The sequence below is a fragment of the Colwellia psychrerythraea genome (genome assembly GCF_000764225.1).
Taxonomy (GTDB): domain Bacteria; phylum Pseudomonadota; class Gammaproteobacteria; order Enterobacterales; family Alteromonadaceae; genus Colwellia; species Colwellia psychrerythraea_D.
The window spans coordinates 81,497-101,513 of sequence record NZ_JQED01000017.1; the positions used below are offsets into that span (position 1 = coordinate 81,497).

The following is a 20,017-nucleotide window of genomic DNA, read 5'->3' on the forward strand; positions in this document are numbered from 1 at the left end:
CCAGCAACTTGTTGGTATGAAATTATTATTTATTGGTCACTTTAAATTTAACTTGTACCTTCTCCATGTGCTCTCTAAAGTTTTTATCAAACTTACTTTCACCACAGGCAAAAGAAGCTGTAGTTGCATGTACAGGGCTTCCTAATATTTGTTCACGATAAATGGTGCAAGTGCCGTTATCATTTTTGGTGATAGAGCCGACATGGGAGTTGCTCGTATTGAGCTTCTGCTGTTGCTCTATTGTGAGTGGCACTATAGTTTTTGGTACCGGAAATGGCTCTGCATCCATTACAGAACTAGATCGTGGTTGCGTTATTTCAGTAAAAGCTTGCTCTCGTTGCTGATTACCCAGTTTTTCTCTTAACCTCGATAAACGATCATAGCTCGAAAACTTTCCTCTATTCGCCCCTGATACTTTATTTTTAGTAGTCACTGTTTCACTTTTAACGGCATTAGTCACCTGTGAAGAAATTGGCTTCGAAGCTGGTTTACTGATTGGCTTAGTAGGAGATAGGTTTATATTTTTTGGGGGAACTTCAATGTTAACAGTTGTGTTAGCAGCTGTATGTGTCTGCTGAGCCTTTAGTGGTGTTTTATTATCATTTGTCGTTGTTGGAGTCGTTGCTGGCTTACGCACTATTTTTTTAGGTGCAGAATATAAAAAACTTTTAATTGATTTAATCTTAGGTTTATCTTGTTTGATCATTTTGGGTTGTTGTGTCGCACCATAGATCAATATAAGCACAAGTAATAAATGCAGTAATACAGATAAAATAATGGCAGTGTAAGGTCCTTTTAACACAGTATATTCAGTTCTTATAAAGTTAATGAATGATGTTTTAGACCAAAAAAAACACCACAGGTTCAATACGCTATGGTGCTTTTTTAGTGGTTAAAATAACAAACCTCTTAACGTGCGATACTTTGCAGTACTTCAATATCAACTAAATTGATAACCGTCGCTTTGATATCAGGCATGCTTGAACTGGCAACGAGTAAGCCATCATCATTGATGTCAATATAGCCTTGTTCGCGGATTGTAGCGATTAACGTTGATTGAGCGCGCTTGTCAATAAATTCAGGTGCATTGATATTGTTTAGCACAGATAGACGCTTAGCAATCGACACAACTTTAGTCTCTAAGTCTCGCTTGCTTAATGGCGCCAAACGACTGGTGAGCGAAGTGATAATTGCTAGGCGTTGCAAACTCTCATCGATACACTCAGCCATAGCATGAACTTGACTAAGTAAGCTCATATCGTCGGTAAGTGACCAAAATCCGGCTTTACTTTGCTTAGCAATCTCCATCTCTTTGAGTACAGTAAGGGCCTGCAAGGCTTGCTGTTCAACCTGATTAGTATCTTGATATAGATATAAATCTTCTTTGAGTAATGCCGTTAATTGCTGGACTTTTATGACTAATTCGTCTTGATTAATCTTGCTGTGTTTATCAAGTAAACGACAAACCAAGGCAGGTACTACGTAGGTATGCAAAATATTATTACGGTAATAGCGCATCTCGGTATTAGCGGTTTCAGAGAGTGAAATTAAGCTACCAAAACTATCTTCAGTAATCGTTACTTTATTGAGAGAAATTACATGGGTGAGTAGCTCCGCACCCGTTTCTTCTGGAATAGTGAGCTGTTCACTAAATGGTGCTTGACGCTGAACATTCAAGAAAAAATCAAGCTGTGTTTCTAATTCGAGTTTTGATAAGGCTTTATTCTTGCTGGCATGCAGGATTAAGGCAATTAAAGCAACGCCGTTTAATGCAGCACTCTTATTGATATTCTCCATTACTTGGTCAGCAAGCACATTCACTGTAGGTGTTAACCATGAAGGTTTTTGCGGATCAATAGGGTCAATAGACGCTTTCCAATCAGGCACTTGTTTGCTTAAAAACTCATTTATGTTCATTGGCTCACCAAAATTGACATAACCGTTTCCATAGTTACGTAAGCTCTTGATGGCTTTCAAAACGCCAAACATGGATTCACTTTTTTTCTCGCTACCACTTAATTCCTTGTGGTAAGTGCCTACTTCCATAACATGTTCATAACCTAAATAAACGGGAACTAAGGTCAGGGGGCGATCAATACCTCGTAATAAACTTTGAATCGTCATCGCGAGCATACCTGTTTTCGGTGCTAACACTCTACCCGTTCGGCTACGACCACCTTCAGTGTAATATTTAACACCGTAACCACGTTCAAATAAAAGACCTAAATACTCGCGAAAAATAGTAGAGTATAAACGGTTACCACCAAAGCTACGGCGAATAAAAAATGCGCCACCTTTTCTAAAGATGGTACCTGCTGGCCAGAAGTTTAAGTTAATGCCTGCAGCAATGCGTGGCATAACTAAACCTTCTTGTAAAATGACATAAGAAAGTAATAAGTAATCCATGTGGCTACGATGACAGGGTACATAAATAATTTCATGGCCATCTTGTGCTAACTTACGTAATACCTTGGCGTTACTGACATTAATGGCGCTGTACAAGCGTTTCCATAACCAATGCAAAATGATCTCGCCAAAACGTAACCAAGAAACACTGTAGTCTCCTGCAATTTCATTCATGATGGCTAATGCATTTTTCTTCATCTCAGCTTCTGAAACTTTTTTATTCTTTGCTTCATCGCTAATAATCCGTTTGACTGACGGGTTGGCAAATAATGCGGTGAACATTTGCTTACGATGCATTAATCTAGGGCCTTTAGCGGCAATAGTCTGACGATGAAAGTGGAAGCGAGCAACGCGTAAAAATTTATGGGCGGCGGCTTCATCACTGCCGTGATTGTCAGAGATGTTACGCAAAGAAAATGCTTCGCTAAAGCGTACTAAGGTATCACGGCCTAAAAAGAGAACTATGAAGAATTTTCTTAGCCAATTGGGGGACTCTTGATCGGCAAGCAAGGTACCTATGTTGAGATTTTTACGTTCCTTGGTAGGGGTTTTCCCCCAAATTAAATTGGCTGGAATTAGTTGAGCATCTAGATTTTCGTCAATAACATGCTGATTTAATAAAGCTAAACCTTGTGCCGTTGCTGTTGTTTTACTACTTTTTCGCCATGAACAAAGTGGTGTCGATTTTGCCAAGCACAAGGTACGGTTAAAGCTTTTGCCTTTGATAATAACTTTGCCGAGGGGATCTGGCAGATTCTGTTTTTTACATGCACTTTGTAATGCTAAAAGATCAGAGGCAGATTGATGACGGACAATGTAAAAAATTGGCTGACTTGGCTGTTCGGTAATATTTTGGCTGTCAGTGATAATTTTACAACGAACCAGTAACTTAAGAGGGAATTTTAGTAATAAATAGAAAAAAGAACGTAAAGCTAACATGTTGTATCGCTCGGATTAGTCATTAACAGCTACAAAAATTGAATTTTAACATCATTAGTTAATATTGTCTTGGTTTGTGGGTAAACTGTTAGCACAATACTATCAGTAAGTTAAACGCCTTTTATTTAGGGAGCTCCCATTGAAAAAAATTGCTGTGTTTGTCGATGTACAGAATATTTATTACACCACGCGAGATACGTTTGCGAAGCAATTTAATTATCGATTGTTATGGCAAGAACTGATGGCACAGGGCGAGATTACAATTGCTAATGCTTATGCTATCCAACGTAGTGATGATCAACAGCATAAATTCCAAAAAGCACTGAAGCATATTGGCTTTGACGTCAAACTAAAACCTTATATTCAACGGCGTGATGGCTCTGCTAAAGGAGATTGGGATGTGGGTATTACGATTGACTTGATGGAAGCAGCAGCAGAAGTAGATACTGTGATATTGCTTTCAGGCGATGGTGATTTTGATTTATTACTACGAAAAGTAAGAGAAAAGTACGGGGTGACGACCGAGGTGTATAGCGTTGAGCATTTAACTGCAAAATCATTAGTGGAGGCTGCAGATATTCACCATAAAATTGAGCAAAGCTTACTTTTATAATCTTATTAGGCTCAGTAATATATTATGTTAAAGGTGTAGTCTTAATTTTTTGCTTATGTTTTTTCACGAGATAACCCGTTAATAACATCGCAATAATAAATAATATAACGCTAGCAATTAATTCATTTTGTGCCCCTAAACGGATACCACTGCCGGCAAGTGAAAAAATGGTCATTTGTGGAATAAAGCCAACAAAAGAACCACCGACATAAGCGGGCATTGATACCTTACTCACCCCGGCAATAATATTGGTAAGGAAATTACTTCCTAAAGGTAATATGCGAAAAACGATGGCTTTTAAAAAGGTTTGCTCCGCAAGGAATTCGGATAATTTTGCAAGTTTACTTGGGTATTTATGGGTAATACTATCCCTAAAGAAATATCGAGCGACACTAAACGTGATGAGGCATCCAAGGGTTGCAGCCACTGTGGCAACAATTAAACCGATGAAAGCGCCTAAATTAATACCAGCGACTAAAGCGGCAATTTGTCGAGGCAAACCTACACTGGTTGCTAATGATAAAAATACAAAAAGTAATGTCGCATTTAACAAAATGGAGCTGTTGTCTTGTTGCCAGTTAAATTTTTCAACCAAGTTGATAGTCCAGTCGCTTAGACTAAAGCCACTCTCTGTTGTGGTTGATATTGCGCCATGAGTAGAGGTAAATATTGGCGTAATTATTAGCCATTGATATAAAGCTATGCCGATAATAACTAGCATGATAACACTCGCTAGTATTTTTATTGTTGAGGTACGAGCAGAAAATAAAAGAAGTTTGGAAAGCATGGTTATATCAAGTTAAATTAATCAAAGGTTCAACGCCAGTGCAAAATAAACTATTAGAGTACAAAGTGTCCGATTGGTATCATATCACATAGCCAAAGGTCCAGCGACGTTTCTACAAGGGGAGAAAAACATCGTATTGCCATATGTCTATGTATTCCCAGACTTGAATTTTTTTACAGCGCTTTTAACATCGAAACTTAATTAAAGTGATAAAGCTTAGCTTTTGCTTGTTTAAATTCATCCTCAGTTAAAAAACCTTGTTGTCGGAGCTTAACTAATTTTTCTAATGCGTTCACTAGCTCTGTTTCTACTTTAACTGATTTGGTTGCTGTCGGCTCAGGCTTATCTACTAAAGCGACATCATCGTTATTTTGTTCTAAGAAAGTGGTTTTCACCTCCTTTTCAGGCTCTAGGGCATCTACTCTTGGAAGAGCTACCGGACGAATAATCGCAGCTTGCTTATGCAGTGGGGTATGGTCATGGGCTTTATGATCAGTATGCCCTTTATCTGCGATGGACTTAGGGTTGAAAGAGCGTTTACCTGTCTGCTTGCTATTGATATTCTCGGCAATGAGCCAACACCAATCGATAGTCTCATCAACGACAGTAAAGTATCCTTTTTTGGTTATTCTATCGCTACCTTTGCGTAAATATAAACAAATGACGTGCCGCTTTTTAGCTTCGGTACTAAGCGCTAAATTAATACGGCGAACTTTTCCATCAGTCATTTTAGCAATTTGTTCTACATGAAATATTTCGCGTAACGCTTGCTCTTGTTCTGCGTTAAAACCGTGCCCCAAGGTAGTATTAATTGTCGCAATGACTAAATCACCAAGTAAAATTTGACACTGTTTAATATCTGATAAAGCGATAACTTTTTCTGCTTCTTTCTCATGGCGTTTGAAAAGTTCAATCGACATCTTATCTTCACTGAGTTTTACGTTTGAAAATTCTCGACGAACAAAGGCTTTAGCCGATTTATGCTGTATCTTCACCTGAAATAAAACATAACCAATAAGTAAAATCAGTATGAGAATAAATAAGAATGTTATCCAGCTGAAGCCACTTTCTTCACTTTCATTAATGTCTAAGCTTATGTCTTGTTGGAATAATTGATAAATAGAACCCGAATCTTCATTGAAAAAAAGGAGTTCTCCTCGATTATCCCGATAGAGAGTTAAGCTATTGGTTTGCAATGCTTGTTGTTTTAATTGCCATTCGATTGATGGGGCTGGCAGTATCTTTTTTTGCGTTATAGATTGCTTATTTTCAAGTGATATTTCTGGGGAAGCGTCATGTGAAAGTGAATTGACTTGCCATCTTTTGTTATCTTTAACTAATAATAATAATTTGTTGCGTAAGGCGGGCGCATTTTGACCTCGATATACTAATAGACTATTGGCCGATAAGCTCTTCGTGCTTTGATAAATAAAATTTGTAGGTGCTTTTTTGCGCCAATCTTCACCGCCATTACTATATGATAGCCAATGTCTCATCGTATCATTCAAGTGATACCGATGTGATATGAGGATCTTATTAGCGTATCTATCTGGCCAGATAAATTGATTTATGCTGCCAGCACCAAATAAATACAAGGTTTTTTCAAAATTTTCATTAGCATAGTAAGGGTTATCTAGAGGTATACTATAACTGTTGAATCCGCTGCGTTGTGGGTGAATACGTAAGATAGCACCCGAGTAAAGTGGATGTTGTTTTAGTTCAGGACTTTGAGAAAGTGATATATATAGCTGAGCAAAGTTATCATGCCATGATTTGCTATAAGGGTTAAAATCCAATTGCCTTATTCCGTTGACCAAAGTGGGGACGGCTATCCTTAATACCTCTCGTTGGCTTGATTTATCGACTTGCTTATTCGCATCTAATTGCCACTCGGTCACTATGGCATCAAAAGGAAGTGTTTTAGTGACAGACGAGTCTTTTAGTCGGTTTCTTTTTCTATTGCTCGTTACCTTTTCAACGTGAGCAGTATAGAAAGTGCCAAAACCTATTTGATCACGTAAAGAGAAATTAGGGTGCAAGGTGAAAGCGGTTAATTGCAGCATGGAGTCTTTAGTAGAAAAACGCTGTAAATCGAGCAGTAAATCCGTGTTGTCGGCACCATCTTGTTCTAACTGATAAATTTGACCCTTTTTATTTGCAAGGTAATAGTATTGACTATTCCCAGGTTGTTCTAGCAGTAACAACCACTGTTTTTCGGGGCTATCTAACGCTGGAGCTTGTGCTATTTTTTGCAATAAATATTTGTTTTCTTTACTAGCACCATTGGCACCACTAATGAAAAGCAAACATAGTGAAAAAATTAAAAAGGTTATGTATTTTGCGTTAAGCATTAAATCGAGTCATCCATAGTTCAGTATTTTGTTAACGAATTTTAATATTGTTATTAAGTACCTTTAAATAAATGTACATTTTTTACTTCAATAAATTGATCTTTATTAACACCACTGGTGTAACTTAATTTTCCTTCTAACATTAACTCATTGCCAATGTCGCCATGTTCTGCGAGATATTGTGCTTGTTTCCCCCAAACATGAATGGCGCGTTCTACTGAAAGTGTTTGCCACTTCTGCTTGTCGGTATTGTAATTATGCTGATTAATTACAATGTTTGCCTGAGTTATATGCTTATTATGCTCAGTTAGCATAAGTTTGGGTTTTGAGGTTAATTGAGCGCTACAATGAATCTGATTGATCGCTTGTGTATAACCTTTGTCGAACTTTTGCACGAAATTAGCGTGCACAATACCCAAGTGAATAGCATTTTTATCGGTTGTTTTTGGTTTGATATTACTTAAATAGCCATGCAACAAAATAATATCACCCTTATTGGCGTGTAGTAATGCCTGCTCAACCAATTCTCCTTCTACCTTTACATGGTGATAGCTAGTCCATTCTTTGTATTTATTGGTGCTTTTATCTAACCATTTACTGGATGTAGCTAAAATAATTTCAGTCACTGCCGTCGCAGGGTTAGCACGGTAACGAATATCAGGGGTTGCTACTAAATTACCTAATAAAGTGACTGCACAAAGCTGTGGATTTGGACTTTTTGGGTGTTTATTAACAGCATCTGATAATGACAAAAGCTTTCCTGTGAGATTAAAGTAAACCAATGACTCAGTCACTTATTATCTATTTGTATGAATAAAGAGCAAGGAATTTTATTTTAATATAAATTCAATGACATTGTTAATAGGTGGCAAGGAAAAACTGATAAGAAAACTCATTTTAAGTCACTTTAGTCACAATTAACTAACCATTTGAGTGGTTAGTAAAAGACAAAGCTTTATAATGAAGAAAATATTGTAGAATTAAATCAACGAACTTGCCTTCAATAGGCAAACATATAGGAAGCTCATGAGCCCGACTATTGTCAGCGAATATGTAAGCAACATCGCCCTTGGTTACGTCGATAGTGTTGATAGCGAACACGCGAAACGCCTTGCCAAAAAATGGCAGTTTAACTATTTAGGCGATGTTGCTGCTGCGAATAAACAGCCAAAACTTGAATTTCTGTTGCAATTGCATCATCACGCTCTAGAGCTATGCAAGCTGGATGAACCTAAGCTAGGTGCTATCAAAGTCGACTTTGTCGAAGGGGCAGTCGCTCATCGACGTAAATTTGGTGGTGGCCGTGGCCAAGATATTGCTAAAGCAGTCGGCTTAAAACACGGTTTTACTCCACATGTGTTAGACGCTACCGCGGGACTTGGCAGAGATGCCTTTGTCTTAGCGAGTTTAGGTTGTAAGCTCACCTTATTGGAGCGTATGCCTGTTGTGGCCGCACTGTTGGACGACGGTATAGAACGTGCCAAACTTAACCATGAGATTGCTCCCATTGCCAATAACATGCAATTAATTCATGGCTCTTCTTTAGAAGAAATGAATTTAGCGTCAGAGCCAGATGTGGTATATCTTGACCCTATGTTTCCGCACCGAGAAAAATCTGCAGCGGTAAAAAAAGAAATGCGTATTTTCCAATCCCTCGTTGGAGAAGACCTTGATGCTGATGGCTTGCTTGAGCCTGCACTTGCGTTAGCTAAATACCGTGTTGTGGTAAAACGTCCAAGTTATGCACCACCACTGGCAGATAAAAAGCCATCAATGAGCATCAAGATGAAAAAAAATCGCTTTGATGTTTATGTTAAACAAGCCATTCCCAAGCCAACGATTTAATCCATTTAGCTGTAGGTTACATAAATACGTCACATTTATGTAACCTAACTGTCATACAAATAAATGATCATTACCTTTATTTCATCATGAAGGTGCTTCCGCTATGCGTGTTTCTAGTTTTTCTCGTTTGTCGGCTACAGCAATCAGTCTTTTTGCTGTGATCTATCTAGTAACCATGTATCACGTAGGTGAGTCTTTAAGTAAAAGCCAGGCACAATATAAGAGCTATCAAGCCCTTATCTCTTTAACAACGGTTAAGTTTAATCGCACTATTGTTGAATATTTGCAAACGGGAGATGTGTCGCTATTAAGTCGCGCGCAAAAGCAACTCACATTAATCGTAGAACAAGCACAGCGCTTAAATATTGATGAACTTTCCAATCAGATAGATGCTCAGGCTAAGTCTCTTGCTGATAATATCGACACTAAATTTCGTGGCATGGGAAAGCTCAGTGGTGATCCGTTGGTATTGTTACGTAATGGTGAACATGAAATGATCGCGATCAACAATGAATTAGCTAATTATGTGCAAAATACAAAAGCACTGTCGTTGAAACAGCAGTTTGATTACCTAATAAAAACACAGGCTATTGGTAAGTTACTGGCTGACTTAGTGAGCGCCAGAGAAGCTATCTTCACCCAGCAGCAGCCAAATATCCATTCGATAAGCCCATTATTAAAAGAGCTACAAAATTTAGGGCGTTTTTTAACCCGCCAACCTGCCTTAGCTATTTATGCTGACAATGATGATGTCCTCGATGATAGTGAGGATTTACTTAGTGACAATGAAGAAAGACAAGATTTAAGCCTTGAAGCCATTAATGAATTACAGTCGTTATTCAATCGCTATCGACGGGAAGTAGAAAGCACCATTGCTCAACAGCAACAACGCCAAATAGGTTTAAAGCTATTGGCAAAACAAGTGGGGAATATTGAAAAGTCAATTATTCAAGGTGAGGTGAATATTTCACAGCGACAAACAAAGATTAACGAGCAACTTAATGTTGTCGTTATCGGACTACTTATCTTTTTAGTGATATTCCTATTAGCGAATTACTGGTTGCAGCATAGTGTCATTCTTAAACCGTTACGCAATCTACGAGATAGTTTTATGCAATTAATGGCACAAGGTAAAGTAGATAATATTAGCAATATTGATAAAAAAACCGAGTTTGGTGAAATATCCACTAGTTTTAATCATATGGTTAATAAGTTAGCACAAGATGATAAAGATAAAGCCCTGCAATTGGATTTAGTCGCTAAAGCATTAACGACAATGGAAAGCCAAGTGCAAAGTATTTACCAGTCATCGCATACCACCAGTGAGCATGTTCAAGGGGCGAGACAAATTATGGAGGCGCTAGGCGAAGCCACTGAAACAGTGAATACTCTCTCAGGACAAGTGGTGAACAATGCTCAAGCAACGAAGAAAGCAATGGAAGTGAGTCAACATCATGTTTCACAAGTCTTAGCGGCAAGTGAATCCACTAACTTGGCCGCGAAGGAGAGTAAAGAAGCCATTACCTCATTATTTCATTCAGTTGAATCGGTTACTTCTATCGTTGATGTGATTAGCGCTATTGCCGATCAAACGAACTTGCTGGCATTAAATGCTGCCATTGAAGCTGCAAGAGCTGGCGAACATGGCCGTGGTTTTTCTGTGGTTGCTGATGAAGTTCGCCAATTGGCAGGTAAAACACAAGCATCGCTTAAACAAATTTCCGCACGATTAAATCAACTGCAAGGTGCTAGTAATTCGATTGAAGGCATTATTAATGATATTGAAAAAGCGTCTCATAATCAGCGTGTTATTGCCGATGAATTGCAAGAGACGTCATTAGCCGTAACCGGACAAGCACAGGTCTCTGCAACGGTTGCTCAAGATACGCTTGAACAAATAACCTTACAACGCACGCACTTTATTGCCTTTGAGCAAGCGATGGCGAATGTTGATAAAGAAGTTAATGATTCACAGCAATTATCAAATGTAATTTCGGTCGATGTGAGTAATCAGGTCAATGATATTGGACTGACACTAAAAAAAGCATCTTAATATATTAAGACTACCTGAAACAGACATCTTCAAGTGACTGGGATATAAGTTAGTAGGTTAACTTTATTAAGCTAGGTATAATTGATTTTTACGGGGTAAGTCACAGCAAGGCTTATGTAAGTCATTAATAAACTCAAAAAGGTGTTTTCATGATCCAACAGAATAGTTTAATGCCAGTAGGCGAGCTGCAAGAATTAAAAAATGGCGAAATGATCACGCATAATACGGCAGAACTTTTTGCCGCTAAAAAAGTCGTTTTATTCGCTGTACCAGGTGCCTTCACACCAACGTGCTCTGCGGCACATCTACCAGGATATGTAGTATCGGCAGATGAATTAAAGGCGAAAGGTGTTGATGCAATAATATGTTTATCAGTCAACGATGCTTTTGTGATGAATGCTTGGGGTGAGTCACAAAATGCTGAAAATATCATGATGCTAGCCGATGGTGATGGTAGCTATACCAAAGCATTAGGTTTGAGTATGGATACGGCTTCTTTTGGCGGTGTACGATCTCAGCGTTATGCCATGATTATTGATAATGGTGAAGTAGTTAACCTACAGATAGAGCAACCAAAATCGTTTGAAGTCAGTAAAGCTGAAGTGATTCTTGAGCAGCTTTAGGGCTCAACAGCGACTAACCTACTAAATTTTCTTATTTAAACAACGATTAAAAGCAAGTAGCAAAATAATACAAACAAGAATGATTAACCTTATTAACCACTTGGTTAATAAGGTTTTTTTATATTTGTTAAATTGAAAGGATTCGATTTATTACTTGAATAGATACTGATTAAAAGGCAAAATCCATGCAATTAAAATCTTTAAGGCAAAATTATGTTAAAAGCTGAAATGGTAGAAAAATTAAATCAACAACTTAATTTAGAGTTTTACTCTTCAAACTTATACTTACAAATGAGTGCATGGTGTGAAGAAAAAGGTTTTGCTGGTGGTGCAGAGTTTTTACGTAAGCATGCTAATGAAGAAATTCAGCACATGAATCGATTATTTACTTATGTCAGTGAAACGGGAGCTTTGCCTATTATTGGTGCTATTGATGCGCCGCCACATGAATTTGAAAGCTTAGGTCAGTTATTTGAACTAACATACGAGCATGAGTGTTTAATCACTGAACGTATTAATTCACTTGCTCATGAAGCCTTTACTAATCAAGATTACTCGACGTTTAACTTCTTACAATGGTATGTTGCTGAGCAACATGAAGAAGAGACATTATTTAAAGGTATTTTAGATAAGATAAATTTAGTCGGTGATGATGGTCACGCTTTATTCTTCGTTGATAAAGACTTAGCTGAATTGGCTAAAAATGGCAGCTCTAGTATCATGACAGATGCTGGCGCCTAATCAGCCTCTTTAGTGAGCTTGAATAAGCAAATGTCCCCGTAAGAGTCGTAACACTTTTAAGGGGACATTTTTGTTTAAGCGCTATTATTCATAGCAGAAGAAGACGTTAAGAAGATATACCCCTGTCCTTTAACTGTTTTAATCATGGAACGAGAAGAGATCGCTTGCAGTTTCTTTCTTAAATTGGCCATGTGGCTATTAATACTCTATATTACAATGCGCTAGCTTACGTTGAAAAATGTGCTGAGCAATAAGCTCTCTGGAAACCAAAGACCCTGCATCAGCCATAAGCAAAGCCAGTAAATTAAACTCTAATCCGGTCGTAAAAACTGATTTTCCAAAAAACAGTACAGAACGATTTAAAAAATTTAATTCTACTTGGGCAATAACCAGTTTGTCAGGTAGTGAATGTTCTTCTGTTATTAACATACTGTTTAATCGGACTCTTGAGCAGATGTTTGTGTAAACATTGTTGTTTTATAACCCGTAGCTGAACGTTCACTGGTTTCAAGTATTAAAAACTGTTCTGTAGATTGTTCATTTAGAATTAATTCAAATGAGTTCAATATGATTGAGCTACCATTATCCTCTGCAACAACGAAAACTTGATAACTGTTATTCTTTAAGAGAATTGGACTGGAGTTTTTGTAATTAATCTCACGGTAATAGCTAGCAGAGTTGATGGTTTCATCTTGTCTGACAAAGAAAACAGATACTTGAGAAAAATCATCAGATTGTATTAAGTTAACTATTTCAACTTCATGTTCGTAAATACTGGTTAGTGGACTGTTTTCAACCATTAAAGAGAATAAGTTAATGTCAATTTCATCAATGATGCCATCACCGTTTTCATCAATATTTCCGTCGTTATCCGAATCGACATACTCTTGTTCAGCATAGAAAAACAGTGTTTTATTGGTATTTTCAACTAAAGATAATAAATGATTGCTTAATAACGGCGTATTATCCTCAATGTTGGTAAGATCTACACTGTAGTCGCCGCTTGCTAAGACGATGGCATTACTGACTTCACCATAGGGTAGAAAAGCGATGATAGGGGTATCATCAACTCCGTTAAGATGCAGCGCAAAAGCTTCTTGGTAATTACTTAACAGCTCATGATTAGCAACGGCATTATAAGCGCTAAATTGCGCCTCAGCCTCATTGTCTACATAGTTAATTACTGTGGAGTCTGACATTATATCTAACACATAGGGTGATGTACCCGCACCGGTGTTTTCTCTTACGATCATGATGTTTTGAGAGCTATAGGCAAAAGGTATGCTACTTGAAGTGAACAGTACTTCATCACTACCTGCTTTTGTTATATAAAAAACATAGTCATCTTGGTCAAGCTTTTGATTATCGGATAGTTGTTGGTAAACATATTGGCCAATTAAAACGGCTTCATTAATGCTCTCATTGCCTTTAGAAAGGTAAAAATCAACAGCTTGTTGGTTTGAGTGCATATTTAGCACTCTTAAATTAAACAGATCGTTGCTGCTATCATCGTCATCATCAATAACAGGAATACTGTGCACCATAACTTGTGGAGATAAAATACTATCGCTAAGTACTATCATATGAATAGTGTCTTCAGTTAACGCAATACTATTTTTATAAATAACGGATAGATCATCGGTTGCAGAGCTGTCATCATCTTGCCAAGCTAATTGATAATAATAATCTTGGCTTGTTACGCTAATATTGCTATGAGCACTACCGTAGGAAATAGCTGAAAAGGTTTGTTCAAAATGGTCATCATCATCGTTATCTTCCGTAAGGTCTTCATCTAGAGTTAAATGAATACTGGGTGAATCTTTTGATAAATTATAAAGTTTAACGTAGCCCTCTCCGCTACCATCGTCACTAGAATCACAGCCCAGTAAGATAAATAGCAAGATGCCTGCAGCAAGACAGCTTTTTAAAGCTTGTAGGGTTTTAAGTGTCATCATCTGTTTTCCATAATATAAAGTTGCAACAATTTGTTGGCGAATGTTATGCAGCTGTAGATAGCCACTTTAGGGAAGAGTTCCTAGCTTTACACAATCTTTACTTTTCTTTATTTTAGGATGAACATTACGAGGCACTTACGCGCTTTATCAGTAATAAAGTCTTTTCATCAAGCTTTTTGTATACGCATTATTTGCATAACGATTATAATAGGGCCGAAATGTTATAGCCTACTTCTAATTGGCTGCCCAATAAGCTTTCTTATTCGGTTATTTACTTTAAGGTATTATAGTGATCACAACAGACGTATTAGTAATTGGTGCCGGCGCGGCAGGCTTAATGTGTGCAGCACAAGCAGGTTATCGAGGTAAAAGCGTTGTGGTGGTTGATATGGGCAAAAAGCCTGCTCGTAAAATACTAATCAGTGGTGGCGGTCGCTGTAATTTTACCAATGAAAATACCAGCCCAGAAAACTATCTTTGTCAAAACCCACACTTTGCCAAATCAGCATTAAGTCGTTATAGCGCGCAAGACTTTATTGATTTAGTGGACCGTCATGGTTTGCAATATCATCATAAAACACTAGGGCAATTATTTTGTGATAACAGCGCTCAAGACCTCGTTGATATTTTGATGACCGAATGCGATTGGGCAGGGGTAACACTCGAGCTGCGCAGCGAAGTGTTGTCGGTCACCAAAATTGATGATGGTTACAGCGTGATAACAAATGCCAAAAGTTATCAATGTAAATCATTAGTTGTCGCCTCTGGCGGTTTAACTATGCCTAAATTAGGTGCAACAGCTATCGGTTATAAAATTGCCGAACAATTTAATTTAAATGTACTAGAAACTCTAGCAGCATTGGTACCATTCACCTTGCATGATCATGACAAACAGCGCTTTGATGGTTTGTCAGGGATCAGTTTATTAACTGAAGTGACAAGTGAAACTGGCACGCGTTTTAAAGAGAATATTTTATTTACTCACCGTGGTTTATCAGGACCGGCGATATTACAGATATCGTCTTTTTGGCGAGCAGGGCAGGCCGTTACTATTAACCTGTTACCGGAACATGATCTTAGTGAAACCTTAGGTCAGTGGCAACGTGAGCAAGGGCAGAAATCGGTAAAAAACCTGCTAGCAACTTTGTTACCTAAACGTTTTGTTGAGGTATTAGTTAAAGATGGGGTAATCGCTGATAAGCCAATAAAACAACTCAATCACCAGGATATTGCTGTATTAAGTGACTATTTACATGCCTGGCAGATAAAGCCAAATGGTACTGAAGGTTACCGCACAGCAGAGGTGACCTTAGGTGGTGTTGATACCGATGAACTTTCTTCAAAAACTTTTGAAAGTAAAAAGCAACAAGGATTGTTTTTTATCGGTGAAGTGATTGATGTTACGGGTTGGTTAGGGGGCTATAACTTCCAGTTTTGCTGGGCTAGTGGCTATGCTTGTGGTCAAGCGGTTTAACTTTATTTACGATGACGAATCAATTCATCTTGCAGTAATTGCTTTGTCTAAATCGGTTAAGTGCTCTTTGTAGCTGACAAGATAAAGAGTTTTACCTATTGTCCTTGCTTTTGAAAAGTTGAATTTGATTTTCAATTTGTCCGACAGCTTGATGGCTTAAGGCCATTTAGATGTATAATAATTAACACCCTAATAGCTTTACCTGATTTTCTAATTAATATGAACCGAATTTTTATTGATTTTCTACAGCAAAACGGATTTCTTCCGGAGCGAGCTAGACTACTCAGTCAAAAATCAGAGTTTTTAAACTTGCCGGCTAAAATAATATTAGCCCATCAAGGTGATTCAGTTGAGCACTTATATTTTATAATCGAAGGTTTGTGCCATGCCTATTATCTGACTTCTGATGGAAAGAAGTTTAGTAAAGAATTTTTTTGGTCTAAAGACTGTATAGTTAATTTCGAAAGCTTAATAGGAAAGTCATCAGCACCTTATTCGATTGAAACTTTAGCACCTTGTCAGTTAATTAAGATGCCCATCAACGAACTTCAGCAATGGCGAGAGCAATGCCATCCTTTTTACTTAAAGCTACTTGAAAACCAGTTATTACATAAAGAAAATAAAGAGCGTTTCATGCTATTAAATAGCCCAGAAGAGCGGTATATCTTATTTTCTGAAAGATTTCCTGATTTACACTCGCGTATATCGGACTATCAAATTGCTTCGTATATTGGAATAACTCCAATCAGTTTAAGTCGAATAAAAAAACGTTTAGGATCTTAACAAAGGTTAACGGCATACAAACTTATTCAGGCTAAAGTTACAGCATAATTCTCTTTTAATGGTGTTGCTAATAATGAACTGGATGTGCCTTAACTTTTCCGAATTGAGTACCGAACAACTCTACGATATTTTAAAACTTAGAGTTGATGTCTTCGTAGTCGAACAAACTTGCCCATACCCCGAACTGGATAATAAAGACCGAGCAGAAGGCGTATTTCATCTACTTGGGTACCAGCAGGGCAAGTTACTTGCCTATTCACGTTTACTTAGTCCAGGCATATCTTATAAAAATGTGAGCTTTGGTCGAGTTGTTATTGATAAACAGGGGCGTGGCTTAGGATTAGGTCAAGCATTAATATCTAAAGCTTTAGAACACTGTCAGCAGTTATGGCCGAATCAGGATATTGATATCGGAGCACAAGAATATTTACTGAGATTTTATGGAAAATATGACTTTAAAGCTATCTCTGAAACATATTTAGAAGATGATATTCCCCATATTGATATGCGACTTAGCAAGTTATGCTGAAACAGTTAACAGCGGTTAAAATCGGTATTGTGTTATTGATTTTGGGCAATTTGTCCGCTTCTTTATCCGATGTTGCCGTAAAGCTGTTAAACGGGGGGATTTCTCCGTTTCAATATATGTTTATTCGTCAATTAATTTGTGTTTTATTGTTACTGCCTTTCTGGCTTAAAGCCTCAGTAAAAGAACGACAACTAGGAAGTATAAAGGTCACGCTGGTTAGAGCTCACTTGATGTTAGCGGGAAGTGGTTTTTTGATGATAGCACTTACGTATTTGCCTCTAACAACAGCCAATGCGGTGTTTTACACGGCACCACTTATCATGTTGCCACTTTCTGTCTGCTTGTTGAACGAAAAAGCGCCTGTTAGTAAAATTATTGCCTCTATGATTGGTTTTATTGGTGTTTTAGTCATTTTACGGCCATCGCAATTTCATTGGGCAGCTATATTTGCGCTGGCTTGTGCTATTACACTGGCACTTTATAACGTGCTAGTAAAAAAATTACCTCCGGGTCAGCCAGTCACTATTACCCTTTTTTGGACAAGTTTCATATCCTTACCGCTTGCAGGCATACTTGCCGTATTATTTTGGCAACCATTGTCTTTATTTGAGTTAATATTAATTGCTAGCAGTGCTTTATTTACGATGGGATATCATGCCAGTGCTATATCTGCCTATAAGCAGGCTGTTACATCACACATCGCTTTGGCTGAGTATTCAGGGCTTATTTTTGTCACCTTTTTTGGGGTGATCTGGTTTAATGAATCACCTGACGGGCTTACGCTGCTTGGTATTTTGTTAATAACATTACCTATGGCTCCTCTTCGTCTAAGAAAAAACACCAAGTTAGTTTAGGGAGATAATTTTAAGGCTAACTCCCTAATTTTTAGTTCGATAGCACCTGTTATGACTTTATAATGATATTAAGTGAGTTAAAAAAATAACCTACTCGCTATCACAAGCGCTACATTGACAAATAATATCCCCGTCATTAAGTTAATTATGGGTGTGGCGTTTCTCACTTTCTGTTGAACGTTAGGTTTTGACAAAATCAAAGCAATAAACACAAACCAGAGCAAAGACAGTGATAAGAAAATTACTGCAATAGCAACCTTGGTTGAAGTCGTTTCTTCTGGTGAAATTATTACTGAAATCAAGGTAATAAAGAAAACCATTGCTTTAGGGTTTAATAAATTAGTATAGAAGCCCTGCATAAACCCTTGTTTTACACTTACGTCATGGCTTGAATTTTCTGATAATGTACCTCTATATTTATCACGCCAATGTTTTAGTGCGGATTTTATTGCCCCAACTCCTATCCATGCTAAATAACCACTACCCAATAGTTGCACAATAAAAAATAATGTTTGCGAACTTTCAATAACTAAACTAACCCCCGTTAAACTCAAGACCGTATGCACAAGAATAGAAAAGGCTATGCCGCATGCCGCTGCAATAGCAACTTGTCGCGATTCTTGGCTTGCTAATTTTACCACGAGAGCAAAGTCGGGCCCTGGGCTTGCCAAAGCGACTGTGTGCATCAATGCGGATGTTATTAATAATTCAATATTCATTGGTTTTACTCTGCTGCAATGAGCAAAGAAGCTCGCTCATTAGATGATTACATAGCTAACACAATGACTTAGTCACACAAGTACAGATAGGAAAAAATTGCAGAGTGAGTAACAAATGAAAAATTATATACAGCGTTGCTGAAAATGTTTTGGTGTGACGAGATAAGCTTGTTTAAACGCTTTATTTAAATGACTTTGATCAAAGAAACCCACTTGATAAGCGACATCAGAAATATCACTGCCTTTACTTAGTGCTCTTTTAGCATATTCCAAACGTATTCGTTTAAAATAAGCATGCGGTGTTATCCCCATAGATTGTTTAAATTGACGGAGAAATTGAAATTTACTCAAGCCCAAAGGCTCTGATAATTCTTGTAGTTGAAAAGATTGACTCGGATCAGCATGAAACAGATCCTTAATGTGATTTAATTGCCTACGAGATAAACGACTCACATGCTCACCAACGTCAAAAGATACCCCACCATAACGCTGTACTAGCTCTGATGCAAAAGCGAGCATAACCGTTTCTAACTGCAGATGTTGTGCTTCATAAGGATGTGAAATAGCAATGTTATGCAAATACATAAATGCGTTATACAAATAAGGGTCGTCGATTAAAGACTTTGAAAAGAAAGCTTCCGGTTGTTTAAAATTTTGACTAATTAGATTAATAAATGTCGGTGGAATGGCCATAAAGTGGCCTGTATAACCATTCACACTTTTAGAAGCTCCCGTATGTACTTCATCAGGGTTGATAATCGAGAGCAGACCTGTGCCCATGGTATAACTGCGGCCATGATGTAAGTATTGTAAGCAACCGCTCGATACTGATCCAATATGATAATCAAGGTGAATATGGCGATCGAACTCAAACTCCTTAACACTGGCTAAAGTCAGTTCAATATTAGGTAGAGCAGGATTCAAAAAATACTCAAGTTTATCTTTCTTCATCTCATCCTCCACTGGTTTTTTATTATCTATGATAGTGAACACGTGATTATAACAGCAGTAAAAAATCAACTTATAGTAAATAATTGCAGATGAGATTGTGAAGTGGTATTAATCGATTGTCTGTTTTAGGTTATGAGTGTGTTTTCCTGAAAAACATGACTTTTCAATCATTGCCTTCTCTCTAAAGCTTTTCATTCTCGCTGAGTAAAAATAACGTAATGGAATGAATATTCTTTTCTATATTAAAGAAAGTAATGATTATTTTGTCATAGATAAAATTTAATGGGGTTAACGATAGAATTGAACTATGTTAACCGTTTTTGCACAATTATTTGGTGCGATGTGACGAGGTTAAAAGCTACTTTATCGCGATGTCAGAGCAATAAAGTAGCGT

At 37.6% G+C, this 20,017-nt stretch carries 19 protein-coding genes; 9 read left to right on the forward strand and 10 right to left on the reverse strand.

The genetic code is table 11. The features are described from left to right. Nucleotides 1-25: 25 nt before the first annotated feature. On the reverse strand, nucleotides 26-802 hold the full coding sequence (locus ND2E_RS12315; RefSeq protein WP_033093590.1) for a hypothetical protein: 777 nt from the start codon (nucleotides 800-802) through the stop codon (nucleotides 26-28). Nucleotides 803-909: 107 nt separating this feature from the next. Further along, nucleotides 910-3,345 carry a glycerol-3-phosphate 1-O-acyltransferase PlsB gene (gene plsB / locus ND2E_RS12310; protein ID WP_033093591.1) on the reverse strand — a complete coding sequence of 812 codons (2,436 nt, stop codon included), beginning with the start codon at nucleotides 3,343-3,345 and terminating at the stop codon, nucleotides 910-912. A gap of 139 nt (nucleotides 3,346-3,484) precedes the next feature. On the opposite strand from plsB, the gene ND2E_RS12305 reads away from it, so the two are divergent. Further along, nucleotides 3,485-3,958 (forward strand): NYN domain-containing protein, encoded by a 474-nt coding sequence (locus tag ND2E_RS12305; RefSeq protein WP_033093592.1) that lies wholly within the window; start codon nucleotides 3,485-3,487, stop codon nucleotides 3,956-3,958. Between the two features lie 22 nt (nucleotides 3,959-3,980). Here the strand turns inward: ND2E_RS12305 and ND2E_RS12300 are convergent, their stop codons facing one another. The 3 genes from ND2E_RS12300 to ND2E_RS12290 form a co-directional block, all read right to left on the reverse strand. Then, the gene (locus tag ND2E_RS12300; RefSeq protein WP_223303588.1) at nucleotides 3,981-4,679 is read right to left on the reverse strand and encodes a TVP38/TMEM64 family protein; all 699 of its coding nucleotides are present in this window, start codon (nucleotides 4,677-4,679) and stop codon (nucleotides 3,981-3,983) included. A 263-nt stretch (nucleotides 4,680-4,942) separates the two neighbouring features. Further along, on the reverse strand, nucleotides 4,943-7,096 hold the full coding sequence (locus tag ND2E_RS12295) for an SHOCT domain-containing protein (protein ID WP_033093594.1): 2,154 nt from the start codon (nucleotides 7,094-7,096) through the stop codon (nucleotides 4,943-4,945). A gap of 53 nt (nucleotides 7,097-7,149) precedes the next feature. After that, the gene (locus ND2E_RS12290) at nucleotides 7,150-7,848 is read right to left on the reverse strand and encodes a single-stranded DNA-binding protein (protein ID WP_033093595.1); all 699 of its coding nucleotides are present in this window, start codon (nucleotides 7,846-7,848) and stop codon (nucleotides 7,150-7,152) included. A gap of 274 nt (nucleotides 7,849-8,122) precedes the next feature. Here ND2E_RS12290 and ND2E_RS12285 point away from each other — a divergent pair, with 274 nt between their 5' ends. The 4 genes from ND2E_RS12285 (at nucleotide 8,123) to ftnA (ending at nucleotide 12,358) form a co-directional block, all read left to right on the forward strand. Then, on the forward strand, nucleotides 8,123-8,941 hold the full coding sequence (locus ND2E_RS12285) for a class I SAM-dependent methyltransferase (protein WP_033093596.1): 819 nt from the start codon (nucleotides 8,123-8,125) through the stop codon (nucleotides 8,939-8,941). A 103-nt stretch (nucleotides 8,942-9,044) separates the two neighbouring features. Then, entirely contained in the window at nucleotides 9,045-10,994 is a 1,950-nt protein-coding gene (locus tag ND2E_RS12280) for a methyl-accepting chemotaxis protein (protein WP_033093597.1), read from the forward strand. Nucleotides 10,995-11,164: 170 nt separating this feature from the next. Beyond that, nucleotides 11,165-11,617 (forward strand): peroxiredoxin, encoded by a 453-nt coding sequence (locus tag ND2E_RS12275; RefSeq protein ID WP_223303598.1) that lies wholly within the window; start codon nucleotides 11,165-11,167, stop codon nucleotides 11,615-11,617. 213 nt (nucleotides 11,618-11,830) lie between these two features. After that, on the forward strand, nucleotides 11,831-12,358 hold the full coding sequence (gene ftnA / locus ND2E_RS12270; RefSeq protein ID WP_033093599.1) for a non-heme ferritin: 528 nt from the start codon (nucleotides 11,831-11,833) through the stop codon (nucleotides 12,356-12,358). Nucleotides 12,359-12,432: 74 nt separating this feature from the next. On the opposite strand, the gene ND2E_RS23585 is transcribed toward ftnA, so the two are convergent. Genes ND2E_RS23585 through ND2E_RS12260 form a run of 3 tightly spaced genes read right to left on the reverse strand, consistent with a single transcriptional unit; the run spans nucleotide 12,433 to nucleotide 14,313 of the window. Continuing rightward, a complete protein-coding gene (locus ND2E_RS23585) occupies nucleotides 12,433-12,549 on the reverse strand; it encodes a winged helix-turn-helix domain-containing protein (protein ID WP_081962022.1) in 117 nt (38 codons plus the stop codon). 7 nt (nucleotides 12,550-12,556) lie between these two features. Continuing rightward, nucleotides 12,557-12,787 carry a helix-turn-helix domain-containing protein gene (locus ND2E_RS12265; protein ID WP_033093600.1) on the reverse strand — a complete coding sequence of 77 codons (231 nt, stop codon included), beginning with the start codon at nucleotides 12,785-12,787 and terminating at the stop codon, nucleotides 12,557-12,559. A 5-nt stretch (nucleotides 12,788-12,792) separates the two neighbouring features. Continuing rightward, on the reverse strand, nucleotides 12,793-14,313 hold the full coding sequence (locus ND2E_RS12260) for a hypothetical protein (RefSeq protein ID WP_052056444.1): 1,521 nt from the start codon (nucleotides 14,311-14,313) through the stop codon (nucleotides 12,793-12,795). Nucleotides 14,314-14,602: 289 nt separating this feature from the next. Here ND2E_RS12260 and ND2E_RS12255 point away from each other — a divergent pair, with 289 nt between their 5' ends. The 4 genes from ND2E_RS12255 to ND2E_RS12240 all read left to right on the forward strand — a co-directional run bounded on the left by ND2E_RS12255 (nucleotide 14,603) and on the right by ND2E_RS12240 (nucleotide 17,953). Continuing rightward, on the forward strand, nucleotides 14,603-15,787 hold the full coding sequence (locus ND2E_RS12255; protein ID WP_033093601.1) for a BaiN/RdsA family NAD(P)/FAD-dependent oxidoreductase: 1,185 nt from the start codon (nucleotides 14,603-14,605) through the stop codon (nucleotides 15,785-15,787). A 219-nt stretch (nucleotides 15,788-16,006) separates the two neighbouring features. Next, on the forward strand, nucleotides 16,007-16,570 hold the full coding sequence (locus ND2E_RS12250; protein ID WP_033093602.1) for a Crp/Fnr family transcriptional regulator: 564 nt from the start codon (nucleotides 16,007-16,009) through the stop codon (nucleotides 16,568-16,570). Between the two features lie 70 nt (nucleotides 16,571-16,640). After that, nucleotides 16,641-17,099: a GNAT family N-acetyltransferase gene (locus ND2E_RS12245; RefSeq protein ID WP_033093743.1), complete on the forward strand. Its 459-nt coding sequence runs from the start codon at nucleotides 16,641-16,643 to the stop codon at nucleotides 17,097-17,099. Then, nucleotides 17,093-17,953, forward strand: a complete 861-nt coding sequence (locus tag ND2E_RS12240) for a DMT family transporter (protein WP_033093603.1) — start codon at nucleotides 17,093-17,095, stop codon at nucleotides 17,951-17,953. Before ND2E_RS12245 ends, ND2E_RS12240 begins: the two co-directional genes overlap by 7 nt. A 77-nt stretch (nucleotides 17,954-18,030) precedes the next feature. On the opposite strand, the gene ND2E_RS12235 is transcribed toward ND2E_RS12240, so the two are convergent. Beyond that, a complete protein-coding gene (locus ND2E_RS12235; protein ID WP_033093604.1) occupies nucleotides 18,031-18,672 on the reverse strand; it encodes a LysE family translocator in 642 nt (213 codons plus the stop codon). A 123-nt stretch (nucleotides 18,673-18,795) separates the two neighbouring features. Beyond that, a complete protein-coding gene (locus ND2E_RS12230) occupies nucleotides 18,796-19,623 on the reverse strand; it encodes a helix-turn-helix transcriptional regulator (RefSeq protein ID WP_033093605.1) in 828 nt (275 codons plus the stop codon). Nucleotides 19,624-20,017 lie beyond the last annotated feature (394 nt).

Excerpts from the sequence above, each read along its gene's own strand:
- ND2E_RS12235 (WP_033093604.1), bottom strand. The coding sequence starts at position 18,672 with ATGAATATTGAATTATTAATAACATCCGCATTGATGCACACAGTCGCT.
- ftnA (WP_033093599.1), top strand. The coding sequence starts at position 11,831 with ATGTTAAAAGCTGAAATGGTAGAAAAATTAAATCAACAACTTAATTTA.
- ND2E_RS12250 (WP_033093602.1), top strand. The coding sequence starts at position 16,007 with ATGAACCGAATTTTTATTGATTTTCTACAGCAAAACGGATTTCTTCCG.
- ND2E_RS12230 (WP_033093605.1), bottom strand. The coding sequence starts at position 19,623 with ATGAAGAAAGATAAACTTGAGTATTTTTTGAATCCTGCTCTACCTAAT.
- ND2E_RS12285 (WP_033093596.1), top strand. The coding sequence starts at position 8,123 with ATGAGCCCGACTATTGTCAGCGAATATGTAAGCAACATCGCCCTTGGT.
- ND2E_RS12300 (WP_223303588.1), bottom strand. The coding sequence starts at position 4,679 with ATGCTAGTTATTATCGGCATAGCTTTATATCAATGGCTAATAATTACG.
- ND2E_RS12240 (WP_033093603.1), top strand. The coding sequence starts at position 17,093 with ATGCTGAAACAGTTAACAGCGGTTAAAATCGGTATTGTGTTATTGATT.
- ND2E_RS12275 (WP_223303598.1), top strand. The coding sequence starts at position 11,165 with ATGCCAGTAGGCGAGCTGCAAGAATTAAAAAATGGCGAAATGATCACG.
- ND2E_RS12265 (WP_033093600.1), bottom strand. The coding sequence starts at position 12,787 with ATGTTAATAACAGAAGAACATTCACTACCTGACAAACTGGTTATTGCC.
- plsB (WP_033093591.1), bottom strand. The coding sequence starts at position 3,345 with ATGTTAGCTTTACGTTCTTTTTTCTATTTATTACTAAAATTCCCTCTT.
- ND2E_RS12295 (WP_033093594.1), bottom strand. The coding sequence starts at position 7,096 with ATGCTTAACGCAAAATACATAACCTTTTTAATTTTTTCACTATGTTTG.
- ND2E_RS12280 (WP_033093597.1), top strand. The coding sequence starts at position 9,045 with ATGCGTGTTTCTAGTTTTTCTCGTTTGTCGGCTACAGCAATCAGTCTT.
- ND2E_RS12260 (WP_052056444.1), bottom strand. The coding sequence starts at position 14,313 with ATGATGACACTTAAAACCCTACAAGCTTTAAAAAGCTGTCTTGCTGCA.
- ND2E_RS23585 (WP_081962022.1), bottom strand. The coding sequence starts at position 12,549 with ATGGCCAATTTAAGAAAGAAACTGCAAGCGATCTCTTCTCGTTCCATG.